Raw genomic sequence first — 16,712 nt, forward strand, 5'->3', positions numbered from 1 at the left:
ACTTGTTTTGGGCTTTTTTATAATTCCTTATGAAAACAAAACAAAAAGTAATACTTATAATTTTAGATGGATTTGGATTAGGTTTAAATCCAAAAACTGATGCAATCCAAAATGCTAACAAACCATTTATTGATAAATTGTTTGCGGAAAATAAATTGACTAAACTTACCACATCGGGGGAAGATGTTGGCTTGCCCGAAGGACAAATGGGCAACTCCGAAGTTGGACACATGACCATCGGCGCAGGTAGAATTGTCTGGCAGGATATTACTCGCATCAATCGCTCAATTCGACTCGGCGATTATTTCAATATTCCTGCTTTCCTTGGAGCTGTCGAACACGCAAAGATAAATCATTCTGCTATTCATTTAGCGGGGTTGCTTTCCGACGGTGGCGTACACAGCATGAATACCCATCTATACGCACTTCTCCATCTTGCAAAACAACATCAATTCGAAAAAATTTTCATACACGCATTGTTAGACGGGCGCGATACTCCGCCTGATTCAGGTCTTGGTTATTTAAAAGAACTTCAAGCCAAGATTAATGAAATCGGTGTAGGTAAAATTGCAACCGTAATGGGTAGATATTATGGAATGGATAGAGATAATAGGTGGGATAGAACCGAGTTAGCATACAGAGCAATGACCGAGGGATTAGGACAACAATGCGAGAATGCAATTGCAACAATCTCGGATTCATATCAAAAAGGAGTAATGGATGAATTCGTAAAGCCAATCGTTTGTGTAAATGACGGAAAACCTGTTGGTAATGTTCAACAAAACGATTCATTCATATTCTTTAATTTTCGTTCCGACCGAACACGTCAATTAACTCGTGCATTTATAATGGATGATTTCGATAAATTCCATCGAAATAAACTGAATCTATATTTTGCAACAATGACTCATTATCACGATGAGTTCAAAGTACCTGTTGCATTTCCGCCGATTAGTTTGGCGAATACATTTGGTGAGATTTTAGCTGAGCATAATTTAAAACAATTAAGAATAGCAGAAACCGAGAAATATGCTCACGTAACTTTTTTCTTTAACGGCGGTAGGGAAGAGGTGTTTAAAGGCGAAGATCGGATACTTGTTCAATCACCCAAAGAAGTTGCAACTTATGACCTGAAACCAGAGATGAGCGCCTATGAAGTAACCGACAAACTTATTGATGCTATAGAAACTGACAAATACGATTTTATTTTAGTAAATTATGCCAATTGCGATATGGTGGGGCATTCAGGTATAATGGAAGCAGCAATAAAAGCAGTTGAAGCAGTTGATAATTGTTTGAGTCGTTTGATACCTGTCTCACAGGAATACGGATTTCTTCCATTGATAAGCTCAGACCATGGAAATGCTGATAAAATGGCTGAAGATAGCGGTGAGCCATTCACAGCACACACGACTAACTTAGTTCCGTTTCTAATCGTTCAAAATCCACCTGCACAAAGATTAAAAGAAAAGGGAATACTCGCCGATATAACACCGACAATCCTAAAGCTGATGGGATTACCACAGCCGAAGGAGATGGATGGAAGCTCGCTGCTATAGTTTTTTATGAGTCTTAGGCTGAGTTTTGTAATATCAAAATAGATATATATATTTATAGCGCTATGACCGATAAAACAAAAATATATTTAGATAAAATATTTCTATTTCTGATGGAACAATTTCCCTCAGCCCAATTGTTTGTTTTCGGTTCTGCAGTTTCCGATAATCAAAAATTATATCACGATATAGATATTGGAATCGAGGACACTGGCAAAATCCCTTTGATGAAGCTGCAGTGGGTAAAAGAAAAAATCGATGATATGAATATTCCGTATAAAGTGGACGTAATAGATTTTAAAAGAGTTTCTACCGGTTTTTATAAAACTGCCAAAGAAAAGATAATCAAATGGAAAAATTAGATAATATTTTACAAGATACTGAGAAAGCTCTGATGCAGTTAAACAGAGCATTGCAAGAAAAGTTTTCGGATATCGTCCGTGATGCAGCAATTCAGAGATTCGAATTTACTTTCGAATTATTCTGGAAACTTGTTAAGACCTATTTAAACTACGTAGAAGGCATTGATTGTTATTCACCAAAGAATTGTTTTAGAGAGCTTTTACCGATCTTATTGGCTTCAGAAGACGAGGTTGAGCTATTACTAAAAATGTGCGACCATCGGAACCTAATATCACACGTGCACGATGAAGAAATTTCAAATGAGGTTTTCAACACCGTACCTTCTTACTACAATCTCATGTATGTAATTTTAAGTCGTATAAAAGCAAAATACAAGGAATTACACAAAAAGCATTCTGTATAAAAACAGGTATCAGAAATGGTTCGGACAATACATTGATGTTGAGTAGAAATTGAAAGAACCGTGATACTCGCAGATATTTCTCCGACAATCCTAAAGCTGATTGGATAACACAACCCGCTGAGATGGATGGGAGTTCGATGATATAGCTTTAACTCGAACAATCTCCCGAAGGTTTACCGTGATGTGAAGATTGATATACGATTTCGGTTTTGTGTATGCTTCCTTTCAATTTACCAATAATATCGCTAACAGATTCGGATGGAGGAATTGAAATTGCTAAATGGATAAAGAACCTCTCCAATCTTTGGCGTATTCAGTGATTGCCTAAGGTCGGTTGCCCATGTCACGTGGTAATATAATTTGTAAAATACCTGTCCCATTGCAAACTCTTTAAAATTGTTATTGTGCATTGTAAAGATAATAGCATCATTGATGATGCTTTGTTCGTATAGCGTTACGGTTCACCGTAATGCGAAGACTTATAAAATATCGCATAACCATAGTTAGGTTGTTCGAACAAAGGCTCATAAATGAGACTAAAATTTCCAGATTCATTAAATCTTGAGCGCGCGATCCGCGATTCAAAATATCCAATCCCAAATCCCAAATCATAATTCATAATTTCATTATCTTCCTTGCAAAGTAGCTTTCATTGTTAGCGTTTCTTCTCCACGCAGCACAACAACCTCAACTTCATCACCCGGTTTAAAATCACCGAGAAGGGAAGTTAAATCATAAATATTCTTAACAGATTTACCACCAAAATTAATAATAATATCATTCGCCTTAAGCCCTGCTTTTTCGGCGGGTGAGCCGGCACGCGTTCCGCTTATTCGCATCCCCTTTGAATCGTCTCCAAAATCGGGCATAATCCCAAATGAAACACGGAAATTTCTACCACCTTCACGCATACCAGAAGTTTGTTCGATTTTTACAAAGCTCGGTTTTGCGTTTACTGCATCCAACTGTCGCACAACACCTATTACAAAATCGGTAACCATTTTTTGTCCCTCGTAATTAATCAATTGCCAATCATCCGAGGGGCGGTGATAATCGCTGTGCAAACCTGTGAAGAAAAATAAAACCGGTATTTCCTTACTGGTGAAACTTGCGTGGTCGCTTGAGCCGAAACCATCCTGCCCAAGTTTTAATTTGAAAACCGAATCTTGATTTTGTTTTTGAATAATCTCGTTCCATACAGGCGAAGTACCAACCCCCTGTATAGTCAGGACGCTGTCTTTTAATCTTCCAATCATGTCCAAATTAATCATAGCGACAGATTTATCGAGTGGGAGTGGAGAATTTTTGACATAATGTGCCGACCCTAACAAGCCAAGTTCTTCTGCCGAAAAAGCTGCAAACACATACGAACGTTTCATTTGAGTGTGATGGGATGCTAAACTTTGTGCAATCTCTAAAAGTCCGGCTGTCCCCGATGCGTTATCGTCAGCACCGTTGTGAACAGCTATTGAATCGGGAACGATTGAACCGGAACTCGCACCGCCCAATCCGAGATGATCAAAGTGCGCACCAATAATAATGTGTTCGCTTTTTAATGAAGCATCATTACCATCAAAATATCCAACAACGTTTGCAGTGTTGGAATATATTTTTTCTATTTCGGTTTTGAGTGTAACACTTGTATTTGCAAAATTAAACGAGTTAGGTTTTTTATTTTCGTTGATGGATTTTTGGAGAGAGAGTAAATTCATTCTAATATTTTCGAATATCGAATTGGCTGCATTCTGGTCGAGTTGTATAACTGCAATCCCCGAGTTCATTGAACCGCGTTCGTGTCGAAGTGGAATGAGAGGAGCGTTAGCTTCATCGACGGGACCTGTAACGAATATTACTCCCGCCGCACCTTTATCACGTGCAGTCATTATTTTTTTTGTGAAAGAAGAGTAACCGGAAAAATTGCTTGACTGATTGTTTCCATCAGGTGAGTATCGCAATATTACTGCAAGCTTATCCTTCACATCTATTCCTGTATAATCGTTGTAATGCAGAGTGTCGGCTTCGATGCCGTAGCCGGCAAATACGAGTTCTGCGGTGATTGATGTATCACTCGAAAAATTCATCGGTCTGAAATCAACATCGGGTGTGAAGTTTAAAGTTTTACCATCGACATTAAAAGCGAGCGAGTTGTTCTTGCCGACTTTTAATTCCGAAACAAACTTGAAGTTTTGAAAATATGTTCCGTTATCTCCTAATGGTTTTAGTCCATATGATTTGAATTCTTTCGCGATGTAATTTGCGGCAAGTTCGTTGCCTTTTGTCCCCGGCCGTCTGCCTTCGAGTTCATCCGAAGCTAAATACATTACGTGACGTTGAAGTTCTCCGGCTGTAACATCGTTCGAAGTAATTCTCGGTTGAGTAGAACTGCAACCGATAATGATTGAAAGAACAAGAAGTATTGATAGAAGATGTTTCATATTTTTTCCTATGTATAAATTGATTACTGATTTTAAATAGTGCAAATTGCCAACTGGCATTCCCGCATTTTTAGGTTTTGCATATTCTTCGGTTTGCTATTTATTATCTGCCAATTTCGATAATGCGTTTTTTAAATTGCTGAACGACTCATCGTCGGCTACGCCATACTTCTTATCTATGTATGCAATTTTCCCTTGTTTGTCTATTACGAAAACGGTTCGCTTGTTATAACCTCTTTCAGCGTTGTAGCTCTCGTATTTTTTCGCAACGCTATGGTCGTGGTCGCTTAACAATTTGAACGGATAGTTTTGGTGCTTTGCCCAAAAATGGTGCGACCAAACATAGTCGCCGCTGATAGCTAATATCTCGGCATCTAATTTTTCCAACATCGCAAAGTTATCCCTGAAAGCACAGAGTTGCTTCGTACAGCCGGAGCTCCAGTCTGCTGGATAAAAAGCAAGCACGACTGGCTTCTTCTGGATTATTTCTGAAAGCGTAATTCCCTGATGCATAATAGTATCCTGTGTGGCGTAGGGGAGTGTGAAGTCGATTAACTTGTCTCCGATATTTATTGTTTGAGTATCTGCGGTTACTGTTATTAAAAATATTAAAAAAATATGTATAATTTTCATGAACTTGACCTTTTTAAAAATGACGATTAAAATGTAATAGAATATATGAGAAAAAGCAAAAGATTAACCGTGCGATTTGTTTTGAAAATAAAAATCCATATATTGTGAATGGATGATTTCGCTCCAAAATAAATATGATACAAAAACAGCATTAGTTACAATTTTTGCTTTTGTATTCGTGTTGTTTAGCAATTCCTTACATACACACGATGCACTTTTATTTTCAAGCAAAGGGGATGAAGTTTTTGCTCACGATTGCTCTAACCACCAAGACCATACCTCAGTTCGTTCACATTTTAATTGCATCCAGTGCCAACGTGTTAAAATAAAAGAATTCGATTTATCAAGTATTCAATCAACAATAGGTTTTCTTCAAAAATTTTTCTTTCCTCTAAATAGCGACGAGAAACCATTTCGTTCCGTTACTCACACACACCCCGATACACGCGGTCCCCCATCTAACTTCTCTTAAGTACTAATTTGTAGGACGGCGAGATTTCTCCGTCCAAATTTATATTTTTATCTTCATTAACTTATTAGGAGAAATTTATGAAAATATTATTCATATCTATTTCATGCTTATTCGTTTTTGGTTTTCAGCTTGATGCTCAAACTACACTCAATCCGGAAATCAGCATAATACCGCGCTTCAGTATATCGACTAACGATGCAGAAGAATCGGATGGGCACAACGACATAAGCCACAAGAAATTTAACTTATCAACGCCAGTTGGTAAACTTGATGAAATCGAGTTAGGCTTACAGGGTTATTTGAATCCGTATGCACGCGGCGATATTTTTCTTTCCTGGCACGGATTGGAAGGGAAAGTCGAAATTGAGGAAGCATACGCCTCATTCGTGCGCGGCTTGCCTTTTAATTTGAACATACGTGCCGGAAAATACTTAGTTGAGTTTGGCAAACTAAATATAATCCATCCGCATGCTTGGTCGTTCGTTGACCAACCATTTGTTCTGAAAAATTTTTTAGGCGAAGAAGGACTTAATATGCTTGGCTTATCAGCGAGTAGCTTGTTACCAACCGGCGAACTTTATTCACGCATTACATTCGATGTATTGCGAAAACTTCCCGCTGATGTTCACACTGATGAATTAAATATGCATGCACACGAAATTGCATCGATGGTTTTGGGAGATACACTTACCGACCCACGCTACTTCTTCAGCAGCCGAATGATTACTTTCTTTCCGATTTCTGATTACAGCGATCTGGAATTAGGAATAAGTGGACTAACAGGGATACACGACAGATATTATGAGGAACGTTTCTACTACGGTAATTTGGATTTTAAATACAAGTGGAAACCGAGTATGTATCAATCCTTAACTTTGCAAGGTGAGTGGCTTATAAATTTCAGGAAAGCATTTCGCGACGGTGATACAACTTACTTCATCGAAAATGGTAAACGGGTGAGTAAGCAATTTTTTTCGACCGGCTTATATCTTTTTGGCGATTATCAATTGGATAAACGATACACCGTTGGAGCCCGTGTTGATTATTCGCAATTCCCATACAACAACGACGATTACGAGTATGGTGCATCGCTGTTCTTAGGATTTTATCCGGTTGAGGAAACAACAGTATTTCGCTTACAGTTTTCTCATACAAAATTGAACATAGGTAACGAAATAAAAAATATTAATTCAATTACATTGCAATTTCTATTTTCATTAGGTCCACATCGTGCACATATTTTTTAAAGGAGATATTCAAATGAAAGTTTATATATTAGTAATAACAATTTTCTTCTCACTCATTTTTCTAAACCATACTTTTGCTACTATCAAAGTAGTAACAACACTTCCCGATCTTGCCGATTTTACAAAAGCAATCGGTAACGATAGGGTAGAGGTCGATTTCATTGTTAAAGGCACACAAAACCCACACTATATCGAAGTGAAACCGAGTTATATGATGAAACTACGCAATGCTGATATTTTTTTGCAGATAGGGATGGAACTTGAACTCTGGGCGCAGCAAATTATTGATGGTTCACGAAATAACCGTTTGATTGTTGTTGATTGCTCAAACAATATTGAAAAACTCGAAATCCCTTCAGACGTAGATGCGAGTCAAGGCGATATTCACAGGTATGGAAATCCGCATTACTGGCTCGACCCGATGAATGTAAAAATTATTATGCAAAATATTTTAAATGCGTTAATAAAAGTTTCGCCAGAAGAGGAAACATATTTTAAATCAAATATGGATAATTATTTATCTGAGCTAAATATAAATATCACAAATTGGTTAAAGGAACTAGAGCCGTTTAAAAATTCTAATGTGATTACATTCCATAAGAGTTGGACGTACTTTGCAAAGCGTTTCGGATTAAATGTAATTGATTACATAGAGCCGAGACCTGGTATTACACCAACACCGTCGCACACTTTGAAACTTTTAAAACTTATAAAAGAAAACAATATTAAAGTAATTATCGTAGAACCATTTTACGACGATTCAGTACCTAAACACATAGCAGCTGCAGCAAATGCAAAAGTAATTCGTTTGGCAACTTCAGTCGGAGGAGTTCCTCGCACAGATACTTACATCAGTCTGATTGATTATAATGTAAAAATGTTAAAAGAAAATTTGAAATAGATTATATGAATCACCTGATTGAATTTAAAAACGTAACACTTGGATATGGCAATAATATTATTCTGAGTAATCTTAATTTTGCAATTGAAAAAGGTGATTTTTTGGGATTGGTCGGCCCGAATGGTGCGGGCAAAACTACCGTTCTCCGCTCCATCATCGGAACACTCAAACCGATATCCGGCGAAATTAAACTACACACAAGTAAATTGAGCCGCTCAACATTCGGTTATGTGCCGCAACGTGACCTTATCGATCCGATTATGCCATTTACTGTAGAAGACATAGTAATGATGGGGAGATACAGCAAACTTGGGATTTTAAAATTTCCAACCTCAAAGGATTATCGACTTCTTACGGAGTGTTTGCAGCAAGTTGATATCGAAGATTTACGACACCAGTCGTTCAAAGATTTATCGGGTGGGCAGAAACAGCGGGCTTTAATTGCCCGTGCATTAATCAGCGAACCTGAAATTTTAGTTCTCGACGAGCCAACAAGTGGAATGGATTTATCCTCAAGGCAGTCGATCCTTTCGCTCATTAAACAACTTCATACTGCTGGTTATACAGTAATTTTAGTAAGCCATCTGTTAAGCGATGTGGCTAATACTGCGATTCGAATTGCTTTTATCGAGAAGAATTTCTTTCAAGTTGGAAATGTTTCGGATATCCTGACCTCAAAAAATTTATCAGAAAGATATGGAATCGAGGTTGAAGTTATGGAATACAAAGATAAAAAAATTGTAATTACTGGAGACCGAAATGTCTGATATAGAAATTATTAAATCTCTCTTTCACGATTTTCCTTTTGCTTTATTTGGAAGCATACTTGTTGGGTTGGTTTGTTCATTCATCGGAGTCTATATTATCTCGAAAAGAATAGTGTTTGTTGGTGCGGCACTAACACAAGTATCGATGATGGGACTTGCTTTCGCATTTCTTCCTTTCATTCACTTTAATCCGTTTTTTACATCTTTAGTATCAACACTTTTAGCAGTAGGATTCCTCTCACGCATTATCGAAAGAAAAATTTTACCCGCTGATGCAATATTAGGACTAACCTTTGTAACCGCAATCGCTATGCGAATTTTATTTTTACAAAAAAGTTACGCTGTTGAAACTGCCGAAATCGAAAACCTTTTACGGGGAGATGTTTTATTTGTAACAGCCGAGAAGTTTTATATCATACTTATTACAGCAACCGTAATTCTTTCAACTCATTTTATTTTTTATAGAAAATTCGTTTTTATAGCACTTGACCCTGAAACAGCCGCCACTCAAGGTTTTAATGTCAAATTTTGGGATGTATTGCTATTTTTAACAATCGGAATCACTATCGCAGTCGCAACTCAGGTTGCCGGCGATTTGTTCGTTTTTGGGTTTTTAATTATCCCAACTTCTATATCATTATTGATATTTAAGAAAGTTAAGTATATTTTTTTAGGATCTGTCGCTATCGGTATTATTCTTCCGATTATTGGATTGTTTTTCTCGTTCAAATTCGATTTTCCAGTAGGTCCAACTACCATCGGATCGGCTCTGATACTTTTGATTTCTGCATTTATTGTTAAGTACTTAAAAAGTTGATAGAAATCACTTGTATATCTTATTAATTATGCTATATTTACACATCATTTTGGCTATCTCACGTTCAGTTACAACCTGTTAATTTATTTAATCAAGCAATCATACAATCAGAAGGAGAAGTTATGAAAATATTTTTACAAGTTTTATTGCTCTTATTAATTATTGGCTTCAACAACATTTCATTTGCTCAAGACACACCAATCAATGGGACAATCTCAACAAACACTACGTGGACATTAGCAAATAGCCCTTACCGTGTCGTCGGAAACGTAACTGTCAATACAGGTGTAACTTTAACTATCGAGCCGGGAGTCGTAGTTAAATTTGACTCGACATTGAGTATAACCGTAAATGGTACTCTCCTCGCTAATGGAACTCCTACAGTTTCAATCCGGTTTACTACATCCAATACAATTCCCTCAACTGGACAGTGGAAACAAATTCGTTTTTTAAATTCTTCATCTACGAGCCGTCTGACTTATTGCATTTTTGAATATGGCGGTTATGAAAATTCATCTCCGATTCAAATGATACCTAACGCAAAATTATTTCATAACAAAAACTCGTATCGATTTAACAGTATACAAGCAATTGGAATAGAAGGCGGTGGTATAGTAATTCCCGATGCTGTGTGGTATAACGATGGAATTCCGTATTTAGTGTTAGGTGGAATTGCAATACATAGCGATGGCGGCGATGGAAAGTTAGAGATTAAGCCGGGTGTTGTAGTAAAGTTTAATTTGAACACAGGCATACAAATCGGCAGCAATTATTATTCTTCATTATACCGTGGGCAATTGCAGGCGATAGGTAAGCCGGATAGTTTAATAACTTTCACATCATGGAGCGGAACGATCAATGGTTGGGGCGGATTATATTTTCACAATGCGAGTGATGCCGATGGCGCAGTTTCAAACTTAGAGTATTGTGTAATCGAGAAAGCAGGGCAAGCAGTTTATGGATTCACAACAAATATTTACTGTGAAAGTACAAGCCAACCGACTGTAAGCAATAGCATCATACAGAATTCAGGTGGACATGGAATATTGTTAAGAAATAGCACTACAATTATTAATAATTCTACAATCGGTAATTCAGTAGTAACTGGAATATACATCTGGAACAGTAGTCCTACTTTGACTAACAATGTGCTAGAATCGAATCTTGAAGGGCTGTTTGTCAATGGTGGAAAACCAGCGATAAGCAATAATTTAATTAGCAATAACTCCACTTATCCAATTAGAATGATTCCGAATTCGAGTCCATTCATTAATGGCAATACATACACCAACAATGGAACGGAAGTAATAGGAATAGAAGGCGGTGGTATAGTAATTCCCGATGCTGTTTGGTACAACGACGGAATTCCGTATTTAGTGTTAGGTGGAATTGCAATACACAGCGATGGCGGCGATGGAAAGTTAGAGATTAAGCCGGGTGTTGTAGTAAAGTTTAATTTGAACACAGGCATACAAATCGGCAGCAATTATTATTCTTCATTATACCGTGGGCAATTGCAGGCGATAGGTAAGCCGGATAGTTTAATAACTTTCACATCATGGAGCGGAACGATCAATGGTTGGGGCGGATTATATTTTCACAATGCGAGTGATGCCGATGGCGCAGTTTCAAACTTAGAGTATTGTGTAATCGAGAAAGCAGGGCAAGCAGTTTATGGATACACAACAAATATTTACTGTGAAAGTACAAGCCAACCGACTGTAAGTAATAGCATCATACAGAATTCAGGAGGGCATGGGGTCTATTTAACTGGTAGCTCTACAACACCTCAAATATTCCAAAATAAAATTCACTCCAACAATGTTGGTATATACTGTACAGGTAATGCTAATCCATTGATAAGTGGGTCAATTCAAAACAGTAACGAAATTTATAACAACACTAATTATGGCGTTCAAAATTCATCTTCGAGCATAATAGTAAACGCACGGCGAAATTGGTGGGGCGATCCATCAGGTCCATACCATCCGATTACTAATCCTAACGGTTTGGGAAATAGTGTAAGCGATTATGTAGATTATTTTGATTTCAGCACACCAGAAATTTCTATCGAACCAGCAATTGTGGATTTCAATAGTGTTCGACTCAACACTACTTCTGTCGATAGCTTTATGATTAGAAATACTGGAACAGCTTATTTGAATATTTATCAAATTACATCACAAAATTCTGAATTCGGTATCTCACAGCAAACAGCGAGTATTCCTCCATCTGATAGTTCGATATTTTATGTAACATTTAATCCAGTTGAGATGGGAATAAGAACTTCAGAGTTAATCATTATTCACGATGCTTCATCTTCACCGGATAGTTTGATTGCAACCGGAGTAGGAATCGCACCGGTATTCTCACTGAGCAAAACAAGTGTAAATTATGGAGACCTTGGAGTTAGTTTTACACAAGTTGATAGCATCTATATTAATAATTCTGGCACATATCAATTAAGTGTTGATTCGATATCCTCAACCGACTATCAATTTACATTTTATCCAAACACACTCTCCGTTGCTGTTATGGATTCTCAAAAACTTTACATCATATTTCAACCGACAAGCTTGGGATTGAAATCTGGCAAAATTATTTTTCTGCACGATGGAATTTCAGGAATTGATTCCATTGAAGTTTCGGGTAACGGAGTAACAGACGTTCAAGATGAAATTATATTGCCGAATGAATATGCTTTGTACCAAAATTATCCCAACCCGTTCAACCCGTCAACGGTCATCAGTTGGCAGTTGCCGATAGGCAGTTGGGTAACGCTGAAGGTATATGATGTACTCGGAAGAGAAGTAGCAACTCTTGTGGATGAGTTTAAAGAAGCGGGGTATTATCAAGTTGAATTCCAGTCGGCAGTTGGCAGTGGGGAGTCGAAAGTAGGCAGTCGGCAATTAGCGAGCGGCGTTTTCTTCTATCGTTTGGTTGCGGGAGATCCTTCGACAAGCTCAGGACAAGTTTTTGTATCGACAAAGAAATTTTTACTATTAAAATGAGAGACAGGTAGTAGTTAGAAAACCACACAAAACCCCGGCACATAAACGTCGGGGTTCTCTTTTTTCACTTAGCATCAATATGTTATTTGATTATCTCCAAAATCTTTTATACTTTAGGCAAAAGTAAAAGAATATGCATCCGTGGAATAACATAGTTTTCTTTTCTATTTATTTGTTTACGTTTCAAGCCGCTATTTGTCAAATTGAAGAGATAAATTTTGACCGTCTTACCGTTAATGACGGTTTATCTCAATCAACGGTTAATGCTATCCTTCAAGACCGCTATGGTTATATGTGGTTTGGAACTCAGGACGGTTTAAACAGATACGATGGCTATGATTTTGTAGTTTACAAGCATGATAAGGACGACTCAACTTCTATTTCCGATAATTGGATTTGGTATATTTATGAAGATCAGGCGGGTGAAATGTGGGTCGGTACTTACAACGGCGGCTTAAACCGGCACGACCGTAATAAAAATGAATTCATCAGATATAATTATCAACGTACAGATTCAAATAGTTTGAGTGCGAATAATGTAACTTGTATTGCCGAAGATAAGAAAGGAACGATTTGGGTCGGAACTTGGGGAGGTGGTCTGAATCGTTTTGATAGAAATTTAAACAAGTTTACTCGCTTGGGCATCGATTCAAAAATATCTAAAAGTTTAAGCAATATCAACGTCCGATGTATGATTGTTGATAGCGAGGGATTTTTATGGATTGGAACTTGGGATGGATTAAATGTTTATAATCCGATCACTCAACAATTTACTCATTATAAATACTATAAGAATGATCCAAAAAGCATAAGCGGTGATAGAATCATCAATATTTTTGAAGACCAAAACAGGAACATCTGGATAAGCACTTATGCTGAAGGATTAAATCGGTTTAATCGTGAAAAAAATGAATTCAGTCGATTTCATATCGGCAGTAATAATGTCGGTCAGATTGCCGAAGATAAAGACGGGATTTTATGGATTGCAACTCGGGGAGACGGTTTGATTCGGTTGAATGCAGAAAGTGGAAAATCTTCTGCAATCAGTTCAGATAGTCGAAATTATTATGGACTCAGCGACGAAACAGTTTATTCTGTTTTCGCTGACCGCCTTGGAGGAATATGGATAGGAACAAGCGGCAACGGGATAAACTACTATAATGTGAAGAAAAATAAATTCCGTTCCTATCGTTCTGATGCAAATGATAATAAAGGTTTGAATCATCCAACTGTTCGTGCAATTTGTGAAGACCGGTTTGGCAATTTGTGGGTTGGTACGCGTGGTGGTGGTTTAAATTGTTACGATAAGAAAACCGAGAGGTTTATTTATTATACACACACTCCTCACGATAAACTCAGTTTGAGTAATAATTCAGTAATGGCTTTATTGAAAGATAAACAAGGTAATTTTTGGATTGGGACAGAAATGGGCGGGTTGGATTTATTCGACCGTGTGAATAATCGTTTTATCCATCATCATAATAATGTGAATGATACGAACAGTATAAGTTCCAACTACATTATGGCAATCTGTGAAGATCGAAAGGGGAATCTCTGGGTCGGGACGGCAGGCGACGGATTTAACATGTTCGACCCTAAGAATAAAAAATTCATCCGGTATAAAAGAACTGGAAAACATAGCGATGAATTGAGCGGTAATTACGTCTGGTCGATTATGGAAGATTCGGAGGGCTATTTGTGGATTGGAACATGGGGAGTGGGACTGAATAGATTTAATCCTGCGACAAGCACGTATAAAACTTATCGTTATGAGCCGGCTAACCTCGAATCTCTCAACAGCAATACTATTTTGTCAATTTATGAGGATGTTCGCGGAAACATTTGGATTGGTACAATGGGCGGGGGTTTAAATCGGTTTAATCGCGAGATGGAAACGTTTACGCACTATACACAAAAAGATGGATTACCGAATGATGTTGTGTATGGTATTTTAGAAGATGCAAATGGTAATTTGTGGCTTAGCACGAATAAAGGTTTATCTTGTTTTAATCCAACTACAATGGAGTTTAAAAATTACGATTTACACGATGGGCTGCAAAGTAACGAGTTCAATCAGGGGGCATACTTCAAAAGTAAAAACGGCGATTTGTTCTTTGGTGGCATTAATGGATTTAACTCTTTTCGTCCTACAGAAATCAAAAAAAACAATAACATCCCGCCTATCGTCATAACCGATTTTAAAGTTTTTGATAAACCGGTTCGGCTAAGCAGTTCTTTGGAAACAATAAATGAAATTCAGCTTTCTTACAAACAGAATTTCTTTTCATTCGAATTTGCAGCTTTGGATTATACGATTCCGGGAAAAAACGAATACATGTACATGCTCGAGGGATATGATAAGGATTGGATACATTCTGGAACAAGGCGCTATGCCGCATACACCAACTTAGACGGAGGAGATTTTGTATTTCGGGTTAAAGGGAGTAACAACGATGGTGTTTGGAATAATGAAGGCAGGTCGGTAAAAATAATTATTACGCCACCATATTGGGAAACCTGGTGGGCGCGAGTTATTATCGCTCTCTTTGTTATTACTTTAGGATATTCGTTCTATCGAATACGAACGGCTAAAATGAATAAAGAAAAAATTACCCAGCAGGAATTATCAAAAAAATTCATCGAGTTTCAGGAACACGAAAGGAAACGGATAGCAAGCGAGCTTCATGATAGTCTCGGACAAAATTTATTGATTATCAAAAATGCGCTTCATCAATGCGAGGGGAATGTCACCGCTCGTAATCTTACTATGGAAGAGCTGCACGATATTTCAGAGCTTGCCCAGGAATCGATAGATGAGGTTCGGGAAATATCATACGACCTTCACCCACATACACTTGATCGTCTCGGTTTACGTAAGGCAATTCAATCGTGCGTGAAAAAATTTATACAAGTATCTCCAATACAATTTACATACGATGCGGACGAAATCGACAAGTTATTTTCTCAGATAGAAGAAATACACATATTCAGAATTATCCAGGAAGCTTTGAACAACGTAGTAAAACACTCAGGAGCTTCGGAATGTAATGTAAGTGTTAAGCACAAAGACGGCATCTTGAATATTCAAATTACCGACAACGGAAAAGGATTTGAAGTCGACACTGTTTTGATAAAAGGAAAAAATAACGAAGGGTTTGGCATCTCAAATATTATCGAGAGAGTGAAGTTGCTGAAAGGAGAAATTGCAGTTAAATCGTCTCCCAATAACGGCGCCGCTATTTATATCAAAATACCGATCACATAAGATGGAATGAATGATGGCTAAGAAAATATTTATTGTTGACGACCATCCAATAGTCAGGCAGGGACTTATAAAAATTATTGGTGATATGACGGGTTTCGAGCTTGTGGGTGAAGCTGGTGACGGCGCTGAAGCACTTAAGCTCTGCGAACAACTCAAACCCGACATAGTTGTGGTGGATATTTCACTACCATCTATGAATGGTTTCGAGCTTATCAGGCATTTAAATGATAAACCTTTCACAAAAGATTACATAGTCATGACAATGTTTAAAGAGGAAGAATACTTCGATGAAGCGCTAGAATTGAATGTGAAGGGTTATATATTAAAAGAATCTGCTGGAGCGGATTTTAAAAAATGTCTTCAAGAAGTTTCTCTTGGAAAATATTATTTTAGCCCTGAGTTTTCAAACAATCTTGCTAAACACACACATGCCGCTACTGAATTACTAAACAAAAAACCTTCCTTAAAGCTGCTCACAGCGATGGAGCTAAAAGTATTAAAACTTATTTCCGAAAATAAAACGAGCAAGGAAATAGGCGAGCAATTACACATCAGTTATCGGACAGTCCAGAACCATCGTGCTCACATATGCGAGAAGTTGGGTATCGAGGGATATAATACACTGCTCCAATTTGCGATAGAACATAGGCATATGCTGTAACAAATAATTGGATTACTGGATAGATGGATTAATTGATTGATCAATAGTCAACGATCGATTGACAATTGACTATTGACAATTAACCATTAGTACATGTGTCCTAATTGTCGTCTATGTCCTATAATAAGGGTCTTCGCGTACTCGAGTGGGTCATTTTATATCTCCTTGAGCATGCAAGTAA

At 37.5% G+C, this 16,712-nt stretch carries 13 protein-coding genes; 11 read left to right on the top strand and 2 right to left on the bottom strand.

Translation table 11 applies throughout. The features are described from left to right. Positions 1 to 29: 29 nt before the first annotated feature. From gpmI to QME58_01395, 3 genes are all read left to right on the top strand, one after another. On the top strand, positions 30 to 1,559 hold the full coding sequence (gene gpmI, locus QME58_01385) for a 2,3-bisphosphoglycerate-independent phosphoglycerate mutase (protein ID MDI6802482.1): 1,530 nt from the start codon (positions 30 to 32) through the stop codon (positions 1,557 to 1,559). Positions 1,560 to 1,621: 62 nt separating this feature from the next. Next, positions 1,622 to 1,918, top strand: coding sequence for a nucleotidyltransferase domain-containing protein (locus QME58_01390; protein ID MDI6802483.1), 297 nt, complete (start codon positions 1,622 to 1,624; stop codon positions 1,916 to 1,918). Then, positions 1,906 to 2,322, top strand: coding sequence for an HI0074 family nucleotidyltransferase substrate-binding subunit (locus QME58_01395; GenBank protein ID MDI6802484.1), 417 nt, complete (start codon positions 1,906 to 1,908; stop codon positions 2,320 to 2,322). The genes QME58_01390 and QME58_01395 overlap by 13 nt, the downstream gene beginning before the upstream one ends. Positions 2,323 to 2,948: 626 nt before the next feature. On the opposite strand, the gene QME58_01400 is transcribed toward QME58_01395, so the two are convergent. Together QME58_01400 and QME58_01405 are read right to left on the bottom strand one after the other, a co-directional pair. Further along, the gene (locus QME58_01400; GenBank protein MDI6802485.1) at positions 2,949 to 4,757 is read right to left on the bottom strand and encodes a M28 family peptidase; all 1,809 of its coding nucleotides are present in this window, start codon (positions 4,755 to 4,757) and stop codon (positions 2,949 to 2,951) included. 96 nt (positions 4,758 to 4,853) lie between these two features. Then, positions 4,854 to 5,390, bottom strand: coding sequence for a redoxin domain-containing protein (locus QME58_01405; protein MDI6802486.1), 537 nt, complete (start codon positions 5,388 to 5,390; stop codon positions 4,854 to 4,856). A 112-nt stretch (positions 5,391 to 5,502) separates the two neighbouring features. On the opposite strand from QME58_01405, the gene QME58_01410 reads away from it, so the two are divergent. The 8 genes from QME58_01410 to QME58_01445 all read left to right on the top strand — a co-directional run bounded on the left by QME58_01410 (position 5,503) and on the right by QME58_01445 (position 16,531). Further along, positions 5,503 to 5,862, top strand: coding sequence for a hypothetical protein (locus tag QME58_01410; GenBank protein MDI6802487.1), 360 nt, complete (start codon positions 5,503 to 5,505; stop codon positions 5,860 to 5,862). A 77-nt stretch (positions 5,863 to 5,939) separates the two neighbouring features. Then, positions 5,940 to 7,109, top strand: a complete 1,170-nt coding sequence (locus QME58_01415) for a hypothetical protein (protein ID MDI6802488.1) — start codon at positions 5,940 to 5,942, stop codon at positions 7,107 to 7,109. Positions 7,110 to 7,122: 13 nt separating this feature from the next. Next, entirely contained in the window at positions 7,123 to 8,010 is an 888-nt protein-coding gene (locus QME58_01420) for a metal ABC transporter substrate-binding protein (protein ID MDI6802489.1), read from the top strand. Positions 8,011 to 8,015: 5 nt separating this feature from the next. Beyond that, the gene (locus QME58_01425; GenBank protein ID MDI6802490.1) at positions 8,016 to 8,777 is read left to right on the top strand and encodes a metal ABC transporter ATP-binding protein; all 762 of its coding nucleotides are present in this window, start codon (positions 8,016 to 8,018) and stop codon (positions 8,775 to 8,777) included. Continuing rightward, positions 8,770 to 9,594: a metal ABC transporter permease gene (locus tag QME58_01430; protein MDI6802491.1), complete on the top strand. Its 825-nt coding sequence runs from the start codon at positions 8,770 to 8,772 to the stop codon at positions 9,592 to 9,594. Before QME58_01425 ends, QME58_01430 begins: the two co-directional genes overlap by 8 nt. A gap of 122 nt (positions 9,595 to 9,716) precedes the next feature. Beyond that, positions 9,717 to 12,605, top strand: coding sequence for a right-handed parallel beta-helix repeat-containing protein (locus QME58_01435; GenBank protein ID MDI6802492.1), 2,889 nt, complete (start codon positions 9,717 to 9,719; stop codon positions 12,603 to 12,605). A 133-nt stretch (positions 12,606 to 12,738) separates the two neighbouring features. After that, a complete protein-coding gene (locus QME58_01440) occupies positions 12,739 to 15,870 on the top strand; it encodes a two-component regulator propeller domain-containing protein (protein MDI6802493.1) in 3,132 nt (1,043 codons plus the stop codon). 13 nt (positions 15,871 to 15,883) lie between these two features. Further along, positions 15,884 to 16,531, top strand: a complete 648-nt coding sequence (locus QME58_01445; protein ID MDI6802494.1) for a response regulator transcription factor — start codon at positions 15,884 to 15,886, stop codon at positions 16,529 to 16,531. Positions 16,532 to 16,712: the final 181 nt, after the last annotated feature.

The sequence above is a fragment of the Bacteroidota bacterium genome, from assembly GCA_030017895.1.
Lineage (GTDB): Bacteria > Bacteroidota > Ignavibacteria > UBA10030 > BY39 > JASEGV01.

What these genes read in the sequence shown, in the direction of transcription:
- gpmI (MDI6802482.1), top strand. Translation starts at nt 30, where the DNA reads ATGAAAACAAAACAAAAAGTAATACTTATAATTTTAGATGGATTTGGA.
- QME58_01390 (MDI6802483.1), top strand. Translation starts at nt 1,622, where the DNA reads ATGACCGATAAAACAAAAATATATTTAGATAAAATATTTCTATTTCTG.
- QME58_01395 (MDI6802484.1), top strand. Translation starts at nt 1,906, where the DNA reads ATGGAAAAATTAGATAATATTTTACAAGATACTGAGAAAGCTCTGATG.
- QME58_01400 (MDI6802485.1), bottom strand. Translation starts at nt 4,757, where the DNA reads ATGAAACATCTTCTATCAATACTTCTTGTTCTTTCAATCATTATCGGT.
- QME58_01405 (MDI6802486.1), bottom strand. Translation starts at nt 5,390, where the DNA reads ATGAAAATTATACATATTTTTTTAATATTTTTAATAACAGTAACCGCA.
- QME58_01410 (MDI6802487.1), top strand. Translation starts at nt 5,503, where the DNA reads ATGATTTCGCTCCAAAATAAATATGATACAAAAACAGCATTAGTTACA.
- QME58_01415 (MDI6802488.1), top strand. Translation starts at nt 5,940, where the DNA reads ATGAAAATATTATTCATATCTATTTCATGCTTATTCGTTTTTGGTTTT.
- QME58_01420 (MDI6802489.1), top strand. Translation starts at nt 7,123, where the DNA reads ATGAAAGTTTATATATTAGTAATAACAATTTTCTTCTCACTCATTTTT.
- QME58_01425 (MDI6802490.1), top strand. Translation starts at nt 8,016, where the DNA reads ATGAATCACCTGATTGAATTTAAAAACGTAACACTTGGATATGGCAAT.
- QME58_01430 (MDI6802491.1), top strand. Translation starts at nt 8,770, where the DNA reads ATGTCTGATATAGAAATTATTAAATCTCTCTTTCACGATTTTCCTTTT.
- QME58_01435 (MDI6802492.1), top strand. Translation starts at nt 9,717, where the DNA reads ATGAAAATATTTTTACAAGTTTTATTGCTCTTATTAATTATTGGCTTC.
- QME58_01440 (MDI6802493.1), top strand. Translation starts at nt 12,739, where the DNA reads ATGCATCCGTGGAATAACATAGTTTTCTTTTCTATTTATTTGTTTACG.
- QME58_01445 (MDI6802494.1), top strand. Translation starts at nt 15,884, where the DNA reads ATGGCTAAGAAAATATTTATTGTTGACGACCATCCAATAGTCAGGCAG.